The sequence below is a fragment of the Pseudomonas sp. UBA6562 genome, from assembly GCF_002434265.1.
Lineage (GTDB): Bacteria > Pseudomonadota > Gammaproteobacteria > Pseudomonadales > Pseudomonadaceae > Aquipseudomonas.
Genome location: NZ_DJJS01000006.1, coordinates 105,467 through 125,441, shown reverse-complemented (window position 1 = coordinate 125,441; position 19,975 = coordinate 105,467). Strand labels below are relative to the sequence as shown.

General features: G+C 69.8%; 1 protein-coding gene and 2 pseudogenes. All 3 read right to left on the bottom strand.

The genetic code is table 11. The annotated features are described in order from the left end of the window. Nucleotides 1-35: 35 nt before the first annotated feature. A complete protein-coding gene (locus B4M43_RS08200) occupies nt 36-11,870 on the bottom strand; it encodes a non-ribosomal peptide synthetase (protein WP_296265934.1) in 11,835 nt (3,944 codons plus the stop codon). Beyond that, nucleotides 11,870-13,741, bottom strand: a pseudogene (locus B4M43_RS21115) (amino acid adenylation domain-containing protein); the annotation flags it as partial. The pseudogene B4M43_RS21115 and the gene B4M43_RS08200, both read right to left, overlap by 1 nt. A 54-nt stretch (nt 13,742-13,795) precedes the next feature. Continuing rightward, nucleotides 13,796-19,720: pseudogene (locus B4M43_RS08195) on the bottom strand (amino acid adenylation domain-containing protein); the annotation flags it as partial. Nucleotides 19,721-19,975: the final 255 nt, after the last annotated feature.

Genomic DNA, 19,975 nt, shown 5'->3' with positions numbered 1-19,975 from the left:
GGACCGCAACGCAGCCCCACCCCCAGCCCTTGCCGTCAGGGCAGCACCTCCTCGGACTGCGGCAAGCACCGCAGCACCCCCTCGATGAATGCCGGATGGCCGAGGATCGCGTAATGGTCGGCATCGATCACGCCATGCTGCCGGCTGTCGGCGAAGGCCGGATCGCGGCCAGGCGTCGCATCGCCCGCCCACCAGCAATGGCTGTTGGGCACGCATGGCGGCATCTGCGTCAGGCGCTCGGACAACGCCTTGAGCCGCATGCCGGTACGGAAGGTGCGGGCCAGCTCTTCGGAGCGCATGTCGCGCCATTCGCCTTCGGCTTCGTGCAGGCCTTGACGCGCCTGCTCGATGACCGCTTCCAGGCGCGCCAGGTCGTCGTCGGCGCTCACCTGCATCGCCGGCAACGCCTGCGGCGCCACGCCCAGAACCACCGACAGCAGCGCACGCAAGTCGTCCGAGCAATCGTCGTCGGCCGCCTGCGGCTGTGCCTGCGGCACGAAGCTGTCCACCAGCCCGGCGAATTCCACGCGTTGACCCTGGCCGATCAACTCGTGGGCCACCAGCGCCACCAGCGGCCCGCCCAGCGACCAGCCGAGCAGGCGATACGGCCCTTGCGGCTGCTTCTGGCGGATGTACTGGGCGTAGTCGATGGCCATGGCTTCGAGGGATTCGTCCTGCCACAGGTCGTCGAGCAGCATTCGGCACTGCAGCCCGTACAGGCTGCAACGCCCGTCCAGGCGGCGGGCCAGGGCCTCGTAGTCGAACACCGTGCCAAAGCCTGCGTGCAGGCAGAACAGCGGGGCACTGCCCGGCACCGCTGCGTTGAGCAGCAGCACCGGGTCCAGGCTGCGCTCGGGTGCCGCATAGCCCGACAGCTCGGCGATGGTCGGCTTGCCCATCAGGTCGCGCAGCTTCAGTTGCAGGCCTAGCTCCGGTTGGCTGCGCACCTTGGACAGCACCTTGAGCACGCGCAGCGAGTCGCCGCCGAGCTCGAAGAAGTTGTCGGTGACCCCCACCCGCTCAACCTCCAGCACCTCCTGCCAGATCTGCGCCAGGCCCGCTTCCAGTGCGCTGCGCGGGGCGACGAACTCGCGGCCTTCGAAGCGCGGCGCCGGCAGGGCCAGGCGGTCGACCTTGCCGTTGGGGTTGAGGGGCAGGCGCGGCAGCACCTGGATCTGCGCCGGCACCATGTAGTCGGGCAGTTCGGCGCGCAGCAGCTCGCGCAGGGTGTCCGCCAGGCGCGGCTCGGCGCTGGCCGCCACGTAGCCGATCAATTGCTTGCCGGTGTCGCTGCTGTGGGCGACCACCACCGCGTCCTGCACGCCGGCGCAGTCGCGCAGGCGCGCTTCGATTTCGCCCAGCTCGATGCGGAAGCCGCGAATCTTCACCTGGTTGTCCAGCCGCCCGAGGTAGTCGAACACCCCGTCGGCGCGCTGGCGCACCAGGTCGCCGGTGCGGTACAGGCGCCCGCCCTCGGCGAACGGGTCGGCCACGAAACGCTCGGCGCTCAGGCCCGGGCGCTGGTGGTAGCCGCGGGCCAGGCCCTGGCCGCCGATGTACAGCTCGCCGGCGACGCCTGCAGGCACCGGGTTCAAGGCCTCGTCCAGCACGTACAGGCTGCGCTCGCCCACGCGGCTGCCGATGGGCGCGTAGACCGCGTCGCAGGTAGCACTGGCCTCGACCTTCCACAGCAGCGGGGTGACCACTGTTTCGGTCGGGCCGTAGCCATTGGTCAACCATTGCGGTTTCAGGGCCTGCTTGACCAGTTCGAAGTTGGCCTCGGCCACCGCGTCGCCACCGAAGCAGTAGATCGACACCGGTGGCGGCGCCTGTTCCTGGCCGAGGGCGAACTCGCCGAGCTGTTGCAGGTACGCCGGGGGGAAGCAGGCAATGCTGATGCGCTGGGCGTGCAGCACCTGCCAGGTGTCTTCCGGTGTCCACAGGCGGTGGTCGCGCAGCACCAGTTGCCCGCCGTGGGCGAGGGTGGTCAGCCAGCGCTCCTGGGCGCCGTCGAAGGCGAAGGACATGAACAGCAGTTCGCGGGTCTGGCGGTCCATGCCGTAGCGCTGGGCGATGGCCTGGCAGTGCATGCGGATCGGCTCGTTGGCCACCGCCACACCCTTGGGCTTGCCGGTGGAGCCGGAGGTGTAGATCAGGTAGGCGAGGTTGTCGCCGTGCGCCCGTGCAGGCGGGCAGACGTCCGGCAGGGCGTCGAGGGCCAGGCGGTCGAGCGACAGCACCTCGACCGAGGAGGGGCAGGCCAGCCGTTCGACGACGCTGTCCTGGGTGAGCAGCAGGTCCATGCCGGAATCTTCGACGATCCAGTGCAGGCGCTCGCGTGGGTAGTCGATGTCCAGCGGCACATAGGCCGCACCGGTCTTCATCACCGCGTAGAAGGCGACGATCACCTCCACCGAACGCTCCAGGGCCACACCGATGCGCACCTCGGGCTTGGCGCCCAGACCGATCAGATGCTGGGCCAATTGGTTGGCCCGGCGTTCGAGCATCGTCCAGGTGAGGTCGTGCCCGGCGCAGGTCACCGCCACCTGTTCGCCGCCGGCCAGGGCATGGGCGCGGATCTGCTGCGCCAACAGCGGCTGCGGCGCGGCCTTCGCGCAGCGGTTGCGCTCGGCCAGCAGCGCCTGCCCGGCGGTGTCCAGCATGGGCAGTTCGCCCAGGCACGCCTGGGGCCTGTCGAGCATGGCCGCCAGCAGGCACTCGAAGCTTTCGACGATCAGCCGCACCGAGGCCTCGCTGAAACGCTCGCGCAGGTAGAGGAACTCGACGTTCAGGCGCGAACCCAGTTGCACCGCCAGGTCCATGGCGAAGTTGGTGACGTCGCGGCCTTCGCTCTGGCCGAAGCGCAACTGGCCGTCGCCGGCCTGTTGCAGGCGTTCGTCCACGGGGTAGTTCTCGAACACGACGATGCTGTCGAACAGCGCCTGTCCGGCGCTGCCGGCCCAGCGCTGCACGTCGGCCAGCGACGCGTGCTCGAAGTCGCGCACATCGACGTTGTAGGCCTGCAACGCGTGCAGCCATTGCGCCAACGGCTGCTCGGGGCTCGGCCGCTGGATCACCGGCAGGGTGTTGATGAACAGGCCGAGCATGTCGTTGGCGTGCGCCAGGCTGGCCGGCCGCCCGGCCACGGTGGCGCCGAAGCACACGCTGCGCTGGCCGGTGAAGCGTTGCAGCAGCAACACCCAAGTGGCCTGGATCAAGGTGTTGGGCGTGACCCGCAAACGTTGCGCCTGCTCGCGCAGGTGCTGGGTGCGCTCGGCGTCCCAGTCCAGATACAGCGCGCTGTGGCCGGGCGTCACGCCTGCGTCCACGGGGGGCAGGCTGCTGGCGAGCATGGTCGGGCTGTCCAGTTCGGCCAGGCGGGCGCGCCAGAACTGCTCCAGAGCATCCTGCGGCTGCGCCTGCAACCAGCGGATGTAGTCGCGATAGCGGCCGCGCACCGGGCTGGCCGGCTGGCCGTGGTAGGCCTCCAGCACCTCGCCCAGCAAGCGCGAGGTGCTCCAGCCGTCGACCAGGATGTGGTGGCTGGTCCAGATCAGTTGCAGCGGGTGGTCGTCGCGCTCGACCAGGGTCAGGCGCATCAGCGGCGCGTGCAGCAGGTCGAACGGCTGGCGTGCGTCGGCTTCCAGCAGACGCGCCAGGGCCTGTTCGCTGTCGCTGCGGCCGCGCCAGTCCAGGCGCGTGACCGGCAAGCGGGCCTGGCGCTGGACGATCTGCAGCGGCTGGGCCAGGTGCTGCGCGGCCCAGAAGCCGGTGCGCAGGATGTCGTGGCGGGCGATGACCTGCTCGAAGGCGGCCAGGAAGGGTTCGACCTGCAAGCCTTCGACCGGCACGCTCATCTGGTTGATGTACAGCCCGCCGTCGCCGGCTTCGAGCGAATGGAACAGCATGCCCTGCTGCATGGGCGAGAGCGGGTAGAGGTCGTCGACCTCTGCGACCGGCACCGGCAACTGCGAAAGACCCGCTTGGTCGAGCCCGGCCAGAGGGAAGTCGGAGGGGGTGAACCCGCGCGGGCCCTGGGCGCAGCAATGCTCGATCACGGCCAGCAGCTCGCGTTCGAAGGCGTGCGCCAGGCGCTCGATGGTGGTGGTCTCGAACATCTCGTGGCTGAAGGTGAAAGTCAGGCCCAGTTGGCCGTCGAACACCTGACCGTTGATGCTCAACCAGTTGTCCAGCGGTGCCTCCGGGCTCTGCTCGTCGCCGCTGCCTTCGCCCGATGGGCTGAACAGCGCGCCCTCGTCGCCATCGAAGCTGCCGTCGAACTGGCCCAGGTAATTGAAGGTGATGCGCGGCGTCGGCAGGGCGGCGAGCGCCTCGCGTTCGGCCAGGCTGCCCAGATGGCGCAGCACGCCGTGGCCGAGGCCGTTGTGCGGCACGTTGCGCAGCTGTTCCTTGACCGTCTGGATGGCCGTGCCCAGCGCATCGCCCGGCGTCAGCGCCAAGGGGTAGAGGCTGGTGAACCAACCCACGGTACGGGTCAGGTCGATGTCGTCAAACAGCGCTTCGCGCCCGTGGCCTTCGAGTTGGATCAAGACCTTGGGCTGCGCCGTCCACTGCGCCACCGTACGCGCCAGGGCAGTCAGCAGCAGGTCGTTGATCTGCGTGCGGTATGCGCTGCCGGCGTCTTGCAGCAGGCGGCGCGTGGCTTCGGCGGGCAGGCCGACGCGCACGTGGCGGGCCTGGCGGTTGAGCAAGCGACCCTGCGGGTGGTCGCAGGGCAGGTCCTGCGGGGCGTCGTGCAACTGCTGGCGCCAGTAGGCCAGCTCTGCGGCCAGGTGGCCCTCGTCGGCCCAGCGTTGCAAACGCTGGCTCCAATGCGCCAACGAATGGGTACGCGCCGGTAGGCGCGGGGCCTGGCCGTCGCGCAGCTGTCGGTAGGCCTGTTGCAGGTCGTCGAACAGGATGCGCCACGAGACGCCGTCCACCACCAGGTGGTGGACCACCAGCAGCAGCCGTTGGCTGCCGTCTTCGAGGCTCAGCAGCAGCGCACGCAGCAGCGGGCCGTGGGCCAAATCCAGGCTGCGTTGGGCTTGGTCGGCATGCTGGGCCAGGTCTTGCGCCGCAATGGCGCGTCGCTCCAGCACGGGCTGCTCGGACCATTCGGTTTGCAGTTCGGCAAGCTCGGTGTAGTGGCCTTGCCAGCGGCCGTCCGCCTGCTCGGCGAAGCGCAGGCGCAGGGCATCGTGCTGGCCCAGCACGGCGCGCAGGGCGCGTTCCAGCAGCGCCGCGTCGAGGGATTGGGCGGGACGCAGCAGCACCGACTGGTTCCAGTGGTGGCGCTCGACGACGACTTCCTCGAAGAATGCCTGCTGGATCGGCAGCAGGGTCAGCGCGCCGCTGGCGGGGGGCAGTTCGATCAGCGCCTGGGCGTCCTGCTCGCGGGCCACGTTGGCCAGTTCGCGGATGCTCTGGTGCAGGAACAGCTCGCGCGGGCTGAACTGGATGCCCGCCTGGCGCGCACGGCTGACCACCTGGATGGAGATGATCGAGTCGCCGCCCAGCTCGAAGAAGTTGTCGTCCAGGCCGATGCCCTGGCGTTTGAGCACGGCCTCCCAGATGCCGGCGATGCGCCGTTGCAGGTCGCTGCTCGGTGCTTCGCCCGGCGCTGGCTGGTCGCCGCGCTGCGGCGCGGGCAGCGCCTTGCGGTCGACCTTGCCGTTGGGGCTCAGCGGCAGTGCCGCGAGGAACACGAACAGGCTCGGCACCATGTAGTCGGGCAGGCCCTGGCGCAGCTCGGTCTTGATGTGTTCGCGCAGCGTGGCGCAGGCGTCTGCGGCAACGGGCGCGGGTACTACGTAGGCGACCAGCTGATGGACGTGGCCATGGCGCTGGGCGACCACCACGCAGTCACCGACCGCATCGAGCGCCAGCAGGCGGCTTTCGATTTCCCCCAGCTCCACCCGTAGGCCACGGATCTTCACCTGATGGTCGGTGCGGCCGACGTACTCGATGTTGCCGTCGGCGCGGTAGCGCACCAGGTCGCCGGTGCGGTACAGCCGGCCACCGCTGGCGAACGGATCGGGCAGGAAGCGCTCGGCGGTCAGCGCCGCGCGGCCGTGGTAGCCGCGGGCGAGCAACTCGCCGCCGATGGTCAGTTCGCCGACGACGCCGACCGGCGCCGGTTGCCCGTGCGGATCGAGGATGTACAAGGCGCGGCCTGGCAGCGGTGTGCCGATCGGCACGCTGCCGCTGCTGCCGGCCAGACCGCGCACCCGTGGGCTGCAATCGAAGGTCGAACAGGTAACGGTGGCTTCGGTCGGGCCATAGGTGTTGACCAACGCCACCGCCTGCAAGCCGGCTTCGGCCCAGGCGGCCAGGGTTTCGCCGGCCAGCGCCTCGCCGCCGGCGTGCACGCGGCGCAGCGGGGCCAGGTCGCAGGGGCCGGCCTGGGCGAATTCGCGGGCCAGCATGCTGACGTAGGCGGTGGTCAGGTCGGCCATGGTGATGCGCTGTTCGCGCACCTGGGCCAGGAAGGTGGGCGCGTCCCACAGCGTTTGCCCGCGCAGCACCAGGGTGGCGCCGCAGGTGAGGGTGCCGAACAGCTGCTCGACGAAGCCGTCGAAGTTGATCGTCGAGAACTGCAGCACGCGGTCGGCAGGGCCGATGTCGAAGAAACCCTGGGTGACCCGGCTGTGCCGGGTCAGCGAGCCGCGGTCGATGGCCACGCCCTTGGGCAGACCGGTGGAACCGGAGGTGAAGATCACATAGGCCAGGTTCGCAGGCACGGTGCTCGGCGCGGGGGCAGTGGCCGGCAGCGTCTGCCAGGCGCTCGGGTCGTCGAGCAGCAGGGTGTGGGTCTGCGCGGGCAGTTCCAAGGTGGCGAGCACGTCGGCCTGGGTCAGCAACAGGCCGATGCCGCTGGTCTGGATCATGTGCCGCAGGCGTTCGGCGGGGTAGGCCGGGTCGAGCGGCACATAGGCACCGCCCGCCTTGAGGATGGCCAGCACGCCGACCACCATGTCCAGCGAGCGCTGCACCGCGATGCCCACCAGCACTTCGGGGCCGACCCCTTGGGCGATCAGATGGTGGGCCAGGCGGTTGGCCCGGTCGTGCAGTTGCGCGTAGGACAGGCTCGCGCCGTCGAGCACCACCGCCGCTTTGTCGGGGACGAGCTGGGCCTGGCGGTCGATCAGGGCGATGACGTCCGGCTCGAGCGGTAAGGCGCTGCCCACCCCGCTCCAGTCGTGCAGCAGGCACTGGCGCTCGTCGGCGGGCAGCAACGACAGTTCGGCGATGCGTCGCTGCGGCGCCTGGGCGATGGCTTCGAGCAGCGCCGTCCAATGCCGCCCCATGCGCACCAGGGTGGCCGGCTCGAACAGGTCGGTGGCGTAGGTGAACACACACTCCAGGCCTTGCGCGGTTTCGCGGGTGTCCAGGCTCAGGTCGCATTGCGCCGAATGGTTTTCCCAGGCGATGGGCTGCACCTCGAGGTCGCTGGCGGCCGGCGTGGTGGCCGGGCGCGCGCTGTCGCTCTGGCTGTTGAACATCACCTGGAACAGCGGGTTGTAGGCCAGGTTGCGCTCCGGTTGCAGGGCCTCGACCAGTTGCTCGAACGGCAGATCCTGGTTGGCCTGGGCGTCGAGGGCGTGCTGGCGCACCTGGGCCAGGAGGGTGGTGAAGTCCGCCTGGGTATCGATCTGCGCCTTGAGCACCTGGGTGTTGACGAAGAAGCCGATCAGGCGCTCCACCTCCAGGCGATTGCGGTTGGCGATGGGCACGCCGACGCGGATGTCGGTTTTGCCGGTGTACAGGTGCAGCAGGGTCTGGAACGCCGCCAGTTGCAGCATGAAGGGCGTGGCGCCGTGGGCGCTGGCCAGGCGGGTGAGGCGCTGATACAGCGGGGCCTCGATGCGCAGCGCATGGCTGGCGCCGCGGGCGCTCTGCTCGGCCGGCCGCGGATGGTCGCCGGGCAGTTCCAGCACGTAGTCGTCCGGGCCCAGGTGCTGCAACCAATAGGCCAGTTGCCGCGCGCGCTCGCCGTCGCGCATGCGCTGGCGCTGCCAACTGGCGTAGTCCACGTACTGGATCGGCAGCGCTGGCAGGTTCGCCGGGACGCCTGCGCAGCCGGCGGCGTACAGCGCCACCAGCTCATCGACCATGACCTGCATCGACCAACCGTCGGAGACGATGTGGTGCTGAGTCACCAGCAGCACATGGTCGTCGGCGGCCACGCGCAGCAGGCCGACGCGCATCAGTGGCCCGCGGCGCAGGTCGAAGGGGCGTTGCGCTTCGGCCTGCACGTAGTCGCGCAGGCAGCGCTCGGGGTCTTCGCCGGCCGGCACCTGGGCGTTGGCGAACTGCACCGGCGCGGCCGCTTCGACGACCTGCAGCGCGCCGTGCTCGGTCTCGACCAGGCGCGTGCGCAGGCTTTCGTGGCGCTGCACCAGGGCGTCGAAGGCCGCTTGCAAGGCCGGCAGGTTCAGCGCACCGCGCAGGCGCAGCGCCTGCGGAATGTTGTAGGCGGCGCTGTGCGGTTCCAACTGCCAGAGGAACCACTGCCGTTCCTGGGCGAAGGACAATGGCAGCGCGGCGTCGCGGGCCACCGGTGCGATAGGCTCCAGCGCCTGCGGCGCCTCTTGCTCCAGCGCCGCGGCGAAAGCGCCCAGGGCGCTGTGTTCGAACAGCGTGCGCAGCGGCACGTCCAGGCCCAGGTCGCGGCGGGCGCGGCTGGTCACCTGGGTGGCCAGCAGGGAGTGGCCGCCGAGCTGGAAGAAGTCGTCGTCCAAGCCCACCCGTTCGACGTGCAGCACCTCTTGCCAGATCGCCGCCAGGGCCTGTTCCAGGGCGCTAAGGGGCGCGCGGTAGAGCGTTTGCGCCTGGCTCACGTCGACCGCCGGCAGGGCCTTGCGGTCCAGCTTGCCGTTGGTGGTCAGCGGCAGGCGGTCGAGTAGCAGCACGTGCGCCGGCACCATGTAGTCCGGCAGCGAGGCCTTCAAACGTTGCTTGAGCTCGGCAGGGTCGGGCTGTTCGCCCTCGGCCACCACGTAGGCGACCAACTGGTCGCCGCTCGGGCCCGGTTGCGCCAGCACCACCGCGTCGCGGATGCCGTCCAGCGCCTGCACACGGGCTTCGACTTCACCCAGCTCGATGCGGAAGCCGCGGATCTTCACTTGGTGGTCGATGCGGCCGATGTACTCGATCACGCCCTCGGCGCCGAAGCGCGCCAGGTCGCCGGTGCGGTACAGACGGCTGCCGTCGGCGTCGAAGGGGTTGGGCACGAAGCGCGTGGCGCTCAGGCCGGCGCGGTTCAGGTAACCGCGCGCCAGGCCCGCGCGGCCGACGTACAGCTCGCCGATGCAGTTGTGCGGCACGGGGTTGAGCTGGGCGTCGAGCAGGTACCACGACAGGTCCGGAATCGGCTCGCCGATGGGGCTCGACGTCGGGTTGCGCAGGTCGGCCAGCGACAGCGGGCGATAGGTCACGTGCACCGTGGTTTCGGTGATGCCGTACATGTTAACCAGGCGCGGCGCCTGGTCGCCGAAGCGTTCGAACCAGGGCGCGAGGCTGCCGATGTCCAGGGCTTCGCCGCCGAACACCACATGGCGCAGGTGCTGCGGCTGGGCATCGTCGGCAGCCGCGCAGGCCGCATGCATCAACTGGCGGAACGCCGAAGGCGTCTGGTTGAGCACGGTCACGCCTTCGTCGCGCAGCAGGGCGTGGAAGTCTTCCGGCGAGCGCGTCACGTCCTGCGGCACGATCACCAGACGGCCGCCGTAGAGCAAGGCGCCGAAGATCTCCCACACCGAGAAGTCGAAGGCGTAGGAGTGGAACAGGGTCCAGACATCCTGCGCGCCGAAGTCGAACCACTGCGCGGTGGCGTCGAACAGCCGCAGCACATTGCGGTGGGCGAGCAGCGTGCCTTTGGGCAAGCCGGTGGAGCCGGAGGTGTAGATGACGTAGGCGAGGTTGTCCGGCGACAGGGCGACGTCCGGGTTGTGCTCGGGCGCTTCGACGACTGCGCCCTCCAGCGCCAGGGTCGTCAGCCCGGCGGGCAGGGCCAAGCGCTCCAGCACCTCGGCCTGGCCCAGCAACAGCACCACGGCGCTGTCATCGAGGATGTGCGCCAAACGCTCGGCCGGCGAGTTGGGGTCGAGCGGCACATAGGCGCCCCCCGCCTTGAGGATGGCGAGCATCCCCACCAGCATCTCGAACGAGCGCTCGCAGGCCAGGCCCACCAGGCGATCCGGGCCGACACCTTGGCCGATCAGACGATGGGCCAGGCGGTTGGCGCGGCGGTTGAGCTGGTCGTAGCTCAAGTGTTCGCCGGCCAGGCTCAGGGCGATGGCGTCGGGGCGCAACGCCGCTTGGCGCTCGATCAGCCGATGCAGGCAGTGCTCGACCGGGAACGCCTGCGGCGCCGGATTCCATTGCGCCAGGGTGGCGCGTAAGCCATCGGCGCCGAGCAGGTCCAGCTCGCCGACTCGCTGCTGCGGGTCGCGCACGATGCTGCGCAGCAGGTTGTGCCACTGTGCGGCCAAGCGCTCGGCGTCGGCGGCATCGAACAGGTCGGTGGCGTAGATCAGCGCGGCGCGTATGCTTTCGTGGGAGTCGTAGGTGTTCAGGGCCAGGTCGAACTGCGCGGTCTGGCTGCTCCAGTCGAGGGGCTCGATGCGCAGGCCGTCGTGGGCGGCAGCGGGCGGGCGTGCCTCTGCGGGATCGGCCGCCAGGTGGTTGTAGACCACCTGGAACAAGGGGTTGTGGCTGAGGTTGCGCGCCAGGTGCAGGGCCTCGACCAGTTGCTCGAAGGGCAGGTCCTGGTGCGCCTGGGCGCCCAGCGCGCGTTGCTTGACCTGGGCCAGCAGGTCGGTGAAGGGCTGTTGCCCGTCGATGTCGGCGCGCAGCACCTGGGTGTTGACGAAGAAACCGATCAAGCCCTCGGTCTCGACCCGGTTGCGGTTGGCGACGGGCACGCCGACGCGGATGTCGGGCTGCCCCGAGCAGCGGTGCAGCAGGGTCTGGAACGACGCCAGCAAGAGCATGAACAGGGTCACGCCCTGCCGTTGCGCCAAAGCCTTGAGCGCCTGGGCCAGGTCGCCGTCCAGGTCCACCGTGAGCCGCTCGCCGCGGCCATCGCGCAGCGCCGGGCGGGCGCGGCTGGCGGGCAGTTGCAGCAAGGGTTGCTCGTCGCCCATCTGCTCCAGCCAATAGGCCAGTTGCGCGTCGCGGCCACCGGCTTCCATCCAGTGGCGCTGCCACAGCGCATAGTCGGCGTACTGGATCGGCAAGGGCGGCAGTGCCCCGGCACCGGCGTAACCGGCGATCAGCTCGCGCACCATCACTTGCATCGACCAGGCGTCGGAAACGATGTGGTGCTGCACCAGCAGCAACACGTGCTCGTCTTCGGCCAGGCGCAGCAGGCGCACGCGCAGCAACGCCTGGTTGGGCAGGTCGAACGGTTCGGCGATGGCGGCGGCGACGAAAGCCTGCAAACGGCTTTCCGGGCTGCCGGGGCCGAGCGGCAAAGGCATTTGTTCGATGACGATGCGCGCCTCGGGCTCGACCACCTGATGGCGTACCCCGTCGCTTTCCACGAAGCGTGTGCGCAGGCTCTCATGGCGCGCCAGCAGCGCGTCGAAGCTCGCCTGCAAGGCCTGCACGTCGAGCGCGCCGCGCAGGCGCAGGGCGGTCGGCAGGTTGTAGGCGGTGCTGGTCGGGTCCAGTTCCCAGAGGAACCACTGGCGCTCCTGGGCGAACGACAACGGCACCTGGGCAAACGCCTGGCGCGTGACCGGGATCGGCAGGCGGGCGACGTCGATGCCCTTGTTGAGCATCTGCTGGTACAGCGTCTTGCGCGGCGCGCTGGGCAGTTTGACGAAACGCTCGATCAGCTCGGACAGGGCTTTGCTTTGCATCATTGGGTCTCCAGCTCATCGAGCAGGTCGAACAGGTCGTTCAGTTCGGTTTCGGTGGTGGCGGCGGCGGGCGCCGGCAGGCGGCGGGCGAAGTCTTCCAGGCTGGCGCTTTCGAACAGCGCCGCCAGCGGCGCCTCGATGGCCAGTTCCAGCTGCACCCGCGAGGTCACCTGGGTGGCCAGCAGGGAGTTGCCGCCCAAGGCGAAGAAGTTGTCGTCCAGGCCTATGCGTTCGGTTTTCAATACGCTCTGCCAGATGGCCGCCAAGGCTCGCTCGAGGGCGCCGGTCGGGGAGCGGAAGCACTGCTCCGGGCCGCCGACGTCCAGGCGCGCCAGGGCCTTGCGGTCGAGCTTGCCGTTGGCGTTGCGCGGCATCTGTTCGAGCACTTGGTACAAAGCCGGGACCATGTAGGTCGGCAGGCGGGCCTTGAGGAAGTCGCGCAGCGCGTCCAGCGCGCCAGGGCCGGCGGCCTCCGGCGCATCGAGGGTGAGGAAGGCCACCAGGCGTTTGCCCAGGGCGTGCTCGGCGACGATCACCGCCGCTTCGCGGATGCCGTCGAACTGGCCGATCTGCGCTTCGATCTCGCCCAGTTCGATGCGGTAGCCGTTGACCTTGACCTGCTGGTCGACACGGCCCAGGTACTCCAGTGCACCGTCCTCTTTGCGCCGACGCGCCAGGTCGCCGGTCTTGTACAGGCGCTCGCCCGCTTGCAGGGCGAAGGGGTTGGGCACGAACACCGCCACGGTCTTGGCCGCGTCGGCGCAGTAGCCGCGGCCCACGCCGACGCCGGCCACGCACAGCTCGCCCACTGCGCCGTCGGGCACTGGGTCGAGGTAGGCGTCGAGCAGGTACAGGCGGTTGTTGTCGGTGGGGTAGCCGATGGGGATGTGGGTGCGCGTGGTGCTGGCCGCGTCGATGCGGAAGAAGGCCACGTCGTCCGAGCACTCGGCCGGACCATAGGCGTTGACCAGCGCAATGCGCGGGTAGCGCTGCAACCAGGCGGCGGCGGTTTCGGCCGGCAGCGCTTCGCCGGTCGGCAGCAGCCAGCGCAGCGCGGGCAGCTCGGCCTGCCGCTCTTCGAGCAGGGCCTGGATCAGTGCCGGGACGATTTCCAGCACACTGACGCCGCGCTCGCGCACCTGGCGCAGCAGTTCGCTGGGGTGGCGCGACACGGCATCGGGGAAGATGCGCACCTGGGCGCCGCACAGCAGCGCAGTGAGGAACTGCCACACGGAAATATCGAACGACTGCGAGGCGGTCTGGGCGATGACGTCGCGCTCGTCCAGTTGCAGGTACGGCAGCTTGCTCAGCTGGTTGTTGAGCATGCCGGCCTGCTCGACCATCACGCCCTTGGGTTGGCCGGTGGAGCCGGAGGTGAAGATCACGTAGGCCAGGCTGTTGGGCGCGCTGTACACGCCCGGGCGGGCGTCGCCGGCGCCGAGGGCTTCGAGTTCCTCCCAGACCAGCAGGCGCACCGGGTGGGCGACGCCTGCCAGCAACTGCTCGGCGCGGGTCTTTTGCCGGACGGTGCAGAGCAGGGCCGGGGCTCGGCTGCGGGCGAGGATGTCGGCCAGGCGCTCGTCGGGGTGGCTCGGGTCGAGCGGCAGGTAGCCGGCGCCGGCCTTGAAGGCGCCGACGATGCTCGCCAGCAATTCCAGGTTGCGGTCGGCCAGCAGTGCCACCGCCTGGTCCTGGCCGACGCCCTGGGCGAGCAGGGCCTGGCCGACGCGGTTGGCCTGGCGGTCGAGTTCGCGGTAGCTCCACTGCCGTTCGTCGCAGGCAGCGGCGATGGCGTCGCCACGGCGCTCGACCTGGGCTTCGAACAACTCGACGAAGGAGCGCTCGAGGGCATGCTCGGCGCCGCTGTGGTTGTGTCGCAGGGCGAAGGCGTGCGGGTCGCTCGGCGCTGGGCGAGTGACCTCGCGCAGCGGTCGTTGCAGTTGTTCGGGCAGGCGCTCCAGGTAGGCCTGGAACTGCGCCAACAGGGTGTCCATGGTGGCGCGGTCGAAGTAGCGGGTGTCGTAGGACAGGTGCAGGCCCAGCTGTTCGCCGGGGTAGACCACCACGGTGATGGGGTAGTTGGTATGGGTGCGCGACGACTCCGACACCACGCCCATGTCCCGCGCGTCGCTGCCCACCGAGGCGTCGAGCGGCGCGTTCTCGAACACGAACAGGCTGTCGAACAGCGCCTGGCCCGTGGGCAGTTCGCTGCAGGCCTGGATGCGCACCAGCGGCAGGTAGTCGTACTCGCGCAGCGACACGTTGCTGTCGAGGATGCCGTGCAGCCAGTCCAGGGTGGATACGGACTGCTCGGGGGTCGGCACCTGTACGCGCAGCGGCACGCTGTTGATGAACAGGCCGACGGTGTCCTGCATCTCGGGAATGTGCGCCGGGCGCCCGGACACGGTCACGCCGAAGACGATGTCCTGGGTGCGGCTGTAGTGGTGCAGGGTCAGCGCCCAGGCCGCCTGGACGAAGGTGTTGAGCGTCAGCCGGTGGCGGTTGGCGGCGTCCAGCAGGCGTGCGCTGTGCTCGCTGCCGAGCCAGGTGTAGTTGTCGTCGATGCGCGAGTGCGCCGCGCCGCTGACCTGGGGGCGGTCGGTGGGCAGCGGCGTGGTCTGCTCGAGGCCGGCCAGTTGTTCACGCCAGAAGGCTTCGGCGGCCTGTGGGTCCTGGGCTTGCAGCCATTCGATGAAGTGCCGGAAGCGGTACGGCGTGCGCAACTGGCTGGGGCGCCGTTCGCGGGCGGCGTGGTACAGCTCGAAGAAGTCGGCCATCAGCAGCGAGCGGCACCAGGCGTCGATGAGGATGTGGTGGTTGCTCATGACGAAGCGGTGGCTGTGGTCGGCGAGCTTGATCAGCTGGAAGCGGATCGGCGGCTCGCGGCCCAGGTCGAAGCCGGCTTCGCGCTCTTCGCGCAGCAACTCGAGGATGTGGGGTTCGGCCCGTTCCAGCGGCAGGTCGCTGAGGTCGAGCAGTTTGACCTTGACCTGCGTGTCGCGGTGGATCACCTGCAACAGCTCGCCGCCGGTGTTCCACAGGAACGAGGCGCGCACCGCTTCGTAGCGCTGCACCACCTGCTGCCAGGCCGCGTCGAACAGGGCGTAGTCCAGCGGTTCGCGAATGGTGTAGCACTCCTGCATGAAGTAGATGCCCGAGTGCTGCTCCAGCAGGGTGTGCACCAGCAGGCCTTCCTGCATGGGCGACAGCGGGAAGATGTCGTCGATGTTGCGCGCCGGCATCGGCAGCGCGTCGAGCTGCGCCTGGCTGAGCGGGGCGAGGGGGAAGTCCGACGGCGTCACGCCATGGTGCTCACCGTCGGCGCAATGGGCGATCACGGCGTGCAGTTCGGTCTGGCACAGCTGCGCCAGGGCCTCGATGTGCGCGGGTTCGAACATTGCTTGGCTGAAGGTCCATGCCAGGTTCAGGCGGCCGTCGAAGACCTGGCCGTTGACCGTCAGCCAGTTGCCCAGCGGGGCACTGGCGTGTTTCTCGTCGCCGACCGGGTCCGCGCAGGGGGCGAACAGCGCGGCAGTCTCGCCGCCGAAGCTGCCGTCGAACTGGCCCAGGTAGTTGAAGGTGATGCGCGGCGTCGGCAATGCGGCCAGGCTGGCTTGCGCCTCGGCGCTGCCCAGATAGCGCAACGCGCCGTAGCCCAGGCCGTTGTCCGGCACGCCGCGCAGTTGTTCCTTGATGGTCTTGATCGAGGCAGCGAGGTCCGCCTGGGGCGACAGGCGCATCGGGAACAGGCTGGTGAACCAGCCGATCGTGCGGGTCAGGTCGAGGTCGTCGAACAGCGCCTCGCGGCCATGGCCTTCGAGCTGCACCAGCACCTCGGGCAGGCCGCTCCAGCGCTGTACGGCGCGGGCCAGGGCGGTCAGCAGCAGGTCGTTGATGCGCGTGCGGTAGGCGGCGGGGGCCACTTGCAGCAGCTGGCGAGTGTGCGCCTGGCTCAGTTGCGTGCCCACCGTGCGCGCATCGCGGGCCAGCAGTGGGGTGTCGGCCTTGGCGCCGGGCAGGTCGGCGACGAGGCCGTCCAATTGGCTATGCCAGTAAGCCAGCTCCGCCTCGGCGGCCGGGCGCTGGGCGTGCTGGCGCAGACGCTCGCCCCATGCCTTGAAGGCGCTGGTCTTGGCCATTGGCCGTGGCGTCTGGTTGGCTTGCAACTGGTCGTACACCTGTTGCAGGTCGTCGAACAGGATGCGCCACGACACGCCGTCGACCACCAGGTGGTGGATCACCAACAGCAGGCGCTGGCCGCCGTCTGCGCGGGTCATGAGCACGGCGCGCAGCAGCGGCCCGTGGGCCAGGTCGAGGCTGCGCTGGGCGTCGTTGGCGAGCGCCAATTGCGCGGCGTCGTCGGCCACTTCGGCCTGCCACAACAGGTTGGCGTCGGCGGCGATGGCGGCGTGATGCGCTTGCCAGCCGTCGGCGCCTTGGGTGAAGCGCAGGCGCAGGGCGTCATGGTGCGCCACCAAAACATCCAGTGCCTGGGCGAGCAGGGCGGGGTCCAGCGCCGCGCCGGGCTCGAGCATCACCGATTGGTTCCACTGCGCCCGCTCGCGCAAGGCACTGGCGAAGAACGCCTGCTGGATCGGCAGCAAGGGCGCTACGCCCGTGACCGGCCCTTGGTCGAGCGCCTGGCGGTCGGTGGCGATGCTGGCCACCTGGGCCAGGGCCTGGATGGTCTGTTGCTTGAACAGGTCCTTGGGGGTGAAGTGGATGCCGGCCTGGCGTGCGCGGCTGACCACCTGGATCGACAGGATCGAATCGCCGCCCAGCTCGAAGAAGTTCTCGTCGATGCCGATCTGCTCGCGGTTCAGCGAGGCCTGCCAGAGGGCGGCGATGCGCTGTTCCAGCTCGCTGCGCGGCGCCAGGTAGCCGCGCGGGCTGCCTTGGCTGTCGAGGGCGGGCAGGGCCTGGCGGTCGAGCTTGCCGTTGCGGGTCAGCGGCAGGGCGTCGAGGAACAGGTAGTGGGCCGGGACCATGTAGTCGGGCAGCACCTGTTGCAGCGCTTGGCGCAGGGCTTGGGCCGACTGGGCTTGGGTCGGCGCCAGGTACGCCACCAGTTGCATGCCGTGGGCGCCGGGCTGGGCGAGCACCGCCGCTTCGGCGATGCCGGGCTGGCGCAGCAGGTGGCTTTCGATTTCGCCCAGCTCGATGCGCAGGCCGCGGACCTTCACCTGGTGGTCGATGCGGCTCAGGTAGTCCAGGCTCGCATCGGGGCGGCAGCGAGTCAGGTCGCCGGTGCGGTACAGGCGTTGTCCGGGCGCGCCGAAGGGGTCGGGCACGAAGCGCTCGGCGGTCAGCGCCGGACGCTGGTGGTAGCCACGGGCGAGGCCGGCGCCGCCCAGGTACAGCTCGCCTGGTGTGCCAAGCGGGCAGGGCTGCAACTGGCCGTCGAGCACCCAGGCCTGGGCGTTGTCGATAGGGCGGCCGATGGGGGCGATGGCGCCGTCGATGGCGCGTTCGATCGCTTGGTGGCAACTGTCGATGGTGGCCTCGGTGGGGCCGTACAGGTTGACCACCTGGCCGTCGAAGCGCGCGCGGATCTGCGCCACCAGCTCCGCGCCCAGGGCTTCGCCGCCCAGCAGCAACAGGCGCAGGCCGGCCAGTTGTGCGGGCTCGGCCTGGGGCAGCAGGGCTTGCAGCAGCGAAGGCGCCATCTGCAACACGCTGATGCCTTCGACCTGCACCTCCTGCCAAAGCAGCGACAGGTCCTGGCCCAGGGCGGGGCTGGCCAGTACCAGTTCGGCGCCCTGTTGCAGCGGCAACCAGAACTCCCACACCGAGGCGTCGAAGCTGAAGGCGGTCTTTTGCAGCACGCGGTCGTCGGCCTGCAGTTGCAGGGCGCCCTGCATCCAGGCCATGTGGTTGCTCAGCCCGCCGTGGCGCACCTGCACGCCCTTGGGCTGGCCGGTGGAGCCGGAGGTGTAGATGAGGTAGGCCAGGTGCTCGGGGTCGACGGGCCGTTGTGGCGCCTGGGCGCTGTAGGTGCCGAGGTCGGCCACGGCCACCGCCTGGACGCCCTCGGGCAGCGGGAAGTCGGCGGCTTGCTCGGGTTGCAGCAGCACCAGGGCCACGCCGCTGTCGCGCAGCATGTAGTCGAGGCGCTCGCGGGGGTAGCTTGGGTCCAGCGGCAGGTAGGCGCCACCGGCCTTGAGGATCGCCAGCAGGCCCACCACCAGTTCGACGCTGCGTTCCAGGGCCACGCCCACGCGCACTTCGGGGCCGACGCCCGCGGCGATCAGACGGTGCGCCAGCTGGTTGGCGCGGCGCTCCAGGTCGGCATAGCTGAGGGTAGCGCCCGCGCAGCGCACGGCAGTGCGTTCGGGGGTCAGTGCGGCCTGGGCGGCCACTTGCAGGTGCACGGCGGGCAGGGCGCTGTGGTCGTGCTGCGGGCCTTGGGCGGCGGCGCACATGGCATCGCGTTGCGCGGCGTCGAGCATGTCCAGCTCGCCCAGCGTGTGCTGCGGATCGCGCAGCAGGGCGTCGAGCAGGTTCGACCAATGGCCGGCCAGTGTGGCGATGCGCGCGGGCGTGAACAGCGTGGCGTCGTATTCCAGGCAGGCTTCGACGCTGCGGGCGCTGTAGGCGACGTCCAGCGACAGGTCGAACTTGGCCTCTTGCTGGCCCAGTGGCAGGAAGTCCAAGGCCAGGTCGGCGAAGCGCAAGGGGCCGTTGTCGGCACCGGCCACGCGCCAGTTGAACAGAGTCTGGAACAGCGGGTTGGCCTGGGTGCTGCGTTGCAGGTGCAGCTGTTCGAGGATCAGCTCCACCGGGTGGTCGGCGTATTCCAGGGTGGCCAAGGCGTGGCGGCGCAGGCCGTGCAGGAAGTCCAGCGCGGGCTGGCTCGGGTCCAGGCGCGCGCGGAAGATCTGGCTGCTGACGAAGTAGCCGACCAGCCCTTGGGTCTGCGCCTGGTTGCGGCTGGCGTTGGGCACGCCGACGGTGAAGTCGCTCTGCCCGGCGTGGCGGCCCAGCAGCAGTTGCCAGGCGCCGAGCAGCACGCCGAAGGGCGTCAGGCCCTGGGCCTGGCAGAAGGCGTTGAGGCGCTCGACCTGGGCAGGCGCCAGGTGCAGACGGTGGGTGGCGGCCAGGGGCGCGCGGCTGTCGTCGCGCGGGTGGTCGGTGGGCAGGTGCAGCGGCTCCAGGCTGTCGCCCAGGTAGCTTTGCCAATAGGCGGCGGCCTGGTCGTGGGCAGCGCTGCGGGGATAATCCTCGCGCTGCCAGCGGGCGTAGTCGGCGTACTGGATGGTCGGGCGTTGCAGGGCCTGGCCCTGGTAGGCGCGGGCCAGGTCCTGCATGAGGATCGGATTGGACCAGGCGTCGGAGACGATGTGGTGCATGTTCAGCAGCAGCACGTGGCGCTGCGCCGGCAGGGCGATCAGGGTGGCGCGGATCAGCGGCGCCTGGCCCAGGTCGAAGGGCGTGCCGGCTTCGTCGATCAGGCACCGGTGCAGGCGCGCTTGCCGGGTTTCATCGTCGAGGTCGCGCAGGTCCTGGCGCTGCAGGTGCAGGCGCGCGTGCGGGTCGACCACCTGCTGCGGCTGGCCGTCGACTTCGACGAAGCGCGTGCGCAGGATGTCGTGGCGTTCGATCACCTGCTGCAAGGCCGCTTGCAGCCGCTCGGCGTCCAGCGCGCCGTCGAGCTGCAAGGCGCGCGGCAGGTTGTAGGCCGAGCTTTGCGGGGCGAACTGCTGGAGGAACCAGAGACGCTGCTGGGCGAACGACACCGCTTGCGGCGCCTGCCCGGCCACCGCCGCGATGACCGGCGCAGGGCCTTGTTCGTCGGCCAGCAGAAGGGCCAGCAAGTCGTCGTCGGAAGGGGGAAGCTGTGCAGTGGTCATCGGGTTCGTCGCCGTCGGCAGAGGAATTGGGCAGTACCGAGGAAGACGAAGGACGGGCGGGGGTATTTATAGGCGGGGGGCGACCTGGATGGCCGGTCAGGCTCGGACGGCGTGCATGGCTGATGGATGGGGGCGCAGCCTTCGGGCCGGCTTCGCCGTCCATCGCGGCTAAAGCCGCTCCCACACATCGGAGCGCCGAACCGGCCGCTCCTTTAGGGCACTCCCGCAGGCCACTAGGTTTCCGGATAAAACCCA

Excerpts from the sequence above, each read along its gene's own strand:
- B4M43_RS08200 (WP_296265934.1), bottom strand. The coding sequence starts at position 11,870 with ATGCAAAGCAAAGCCCTGTCCGAGCTGATCGAGCGTTTCGTCAAACTG.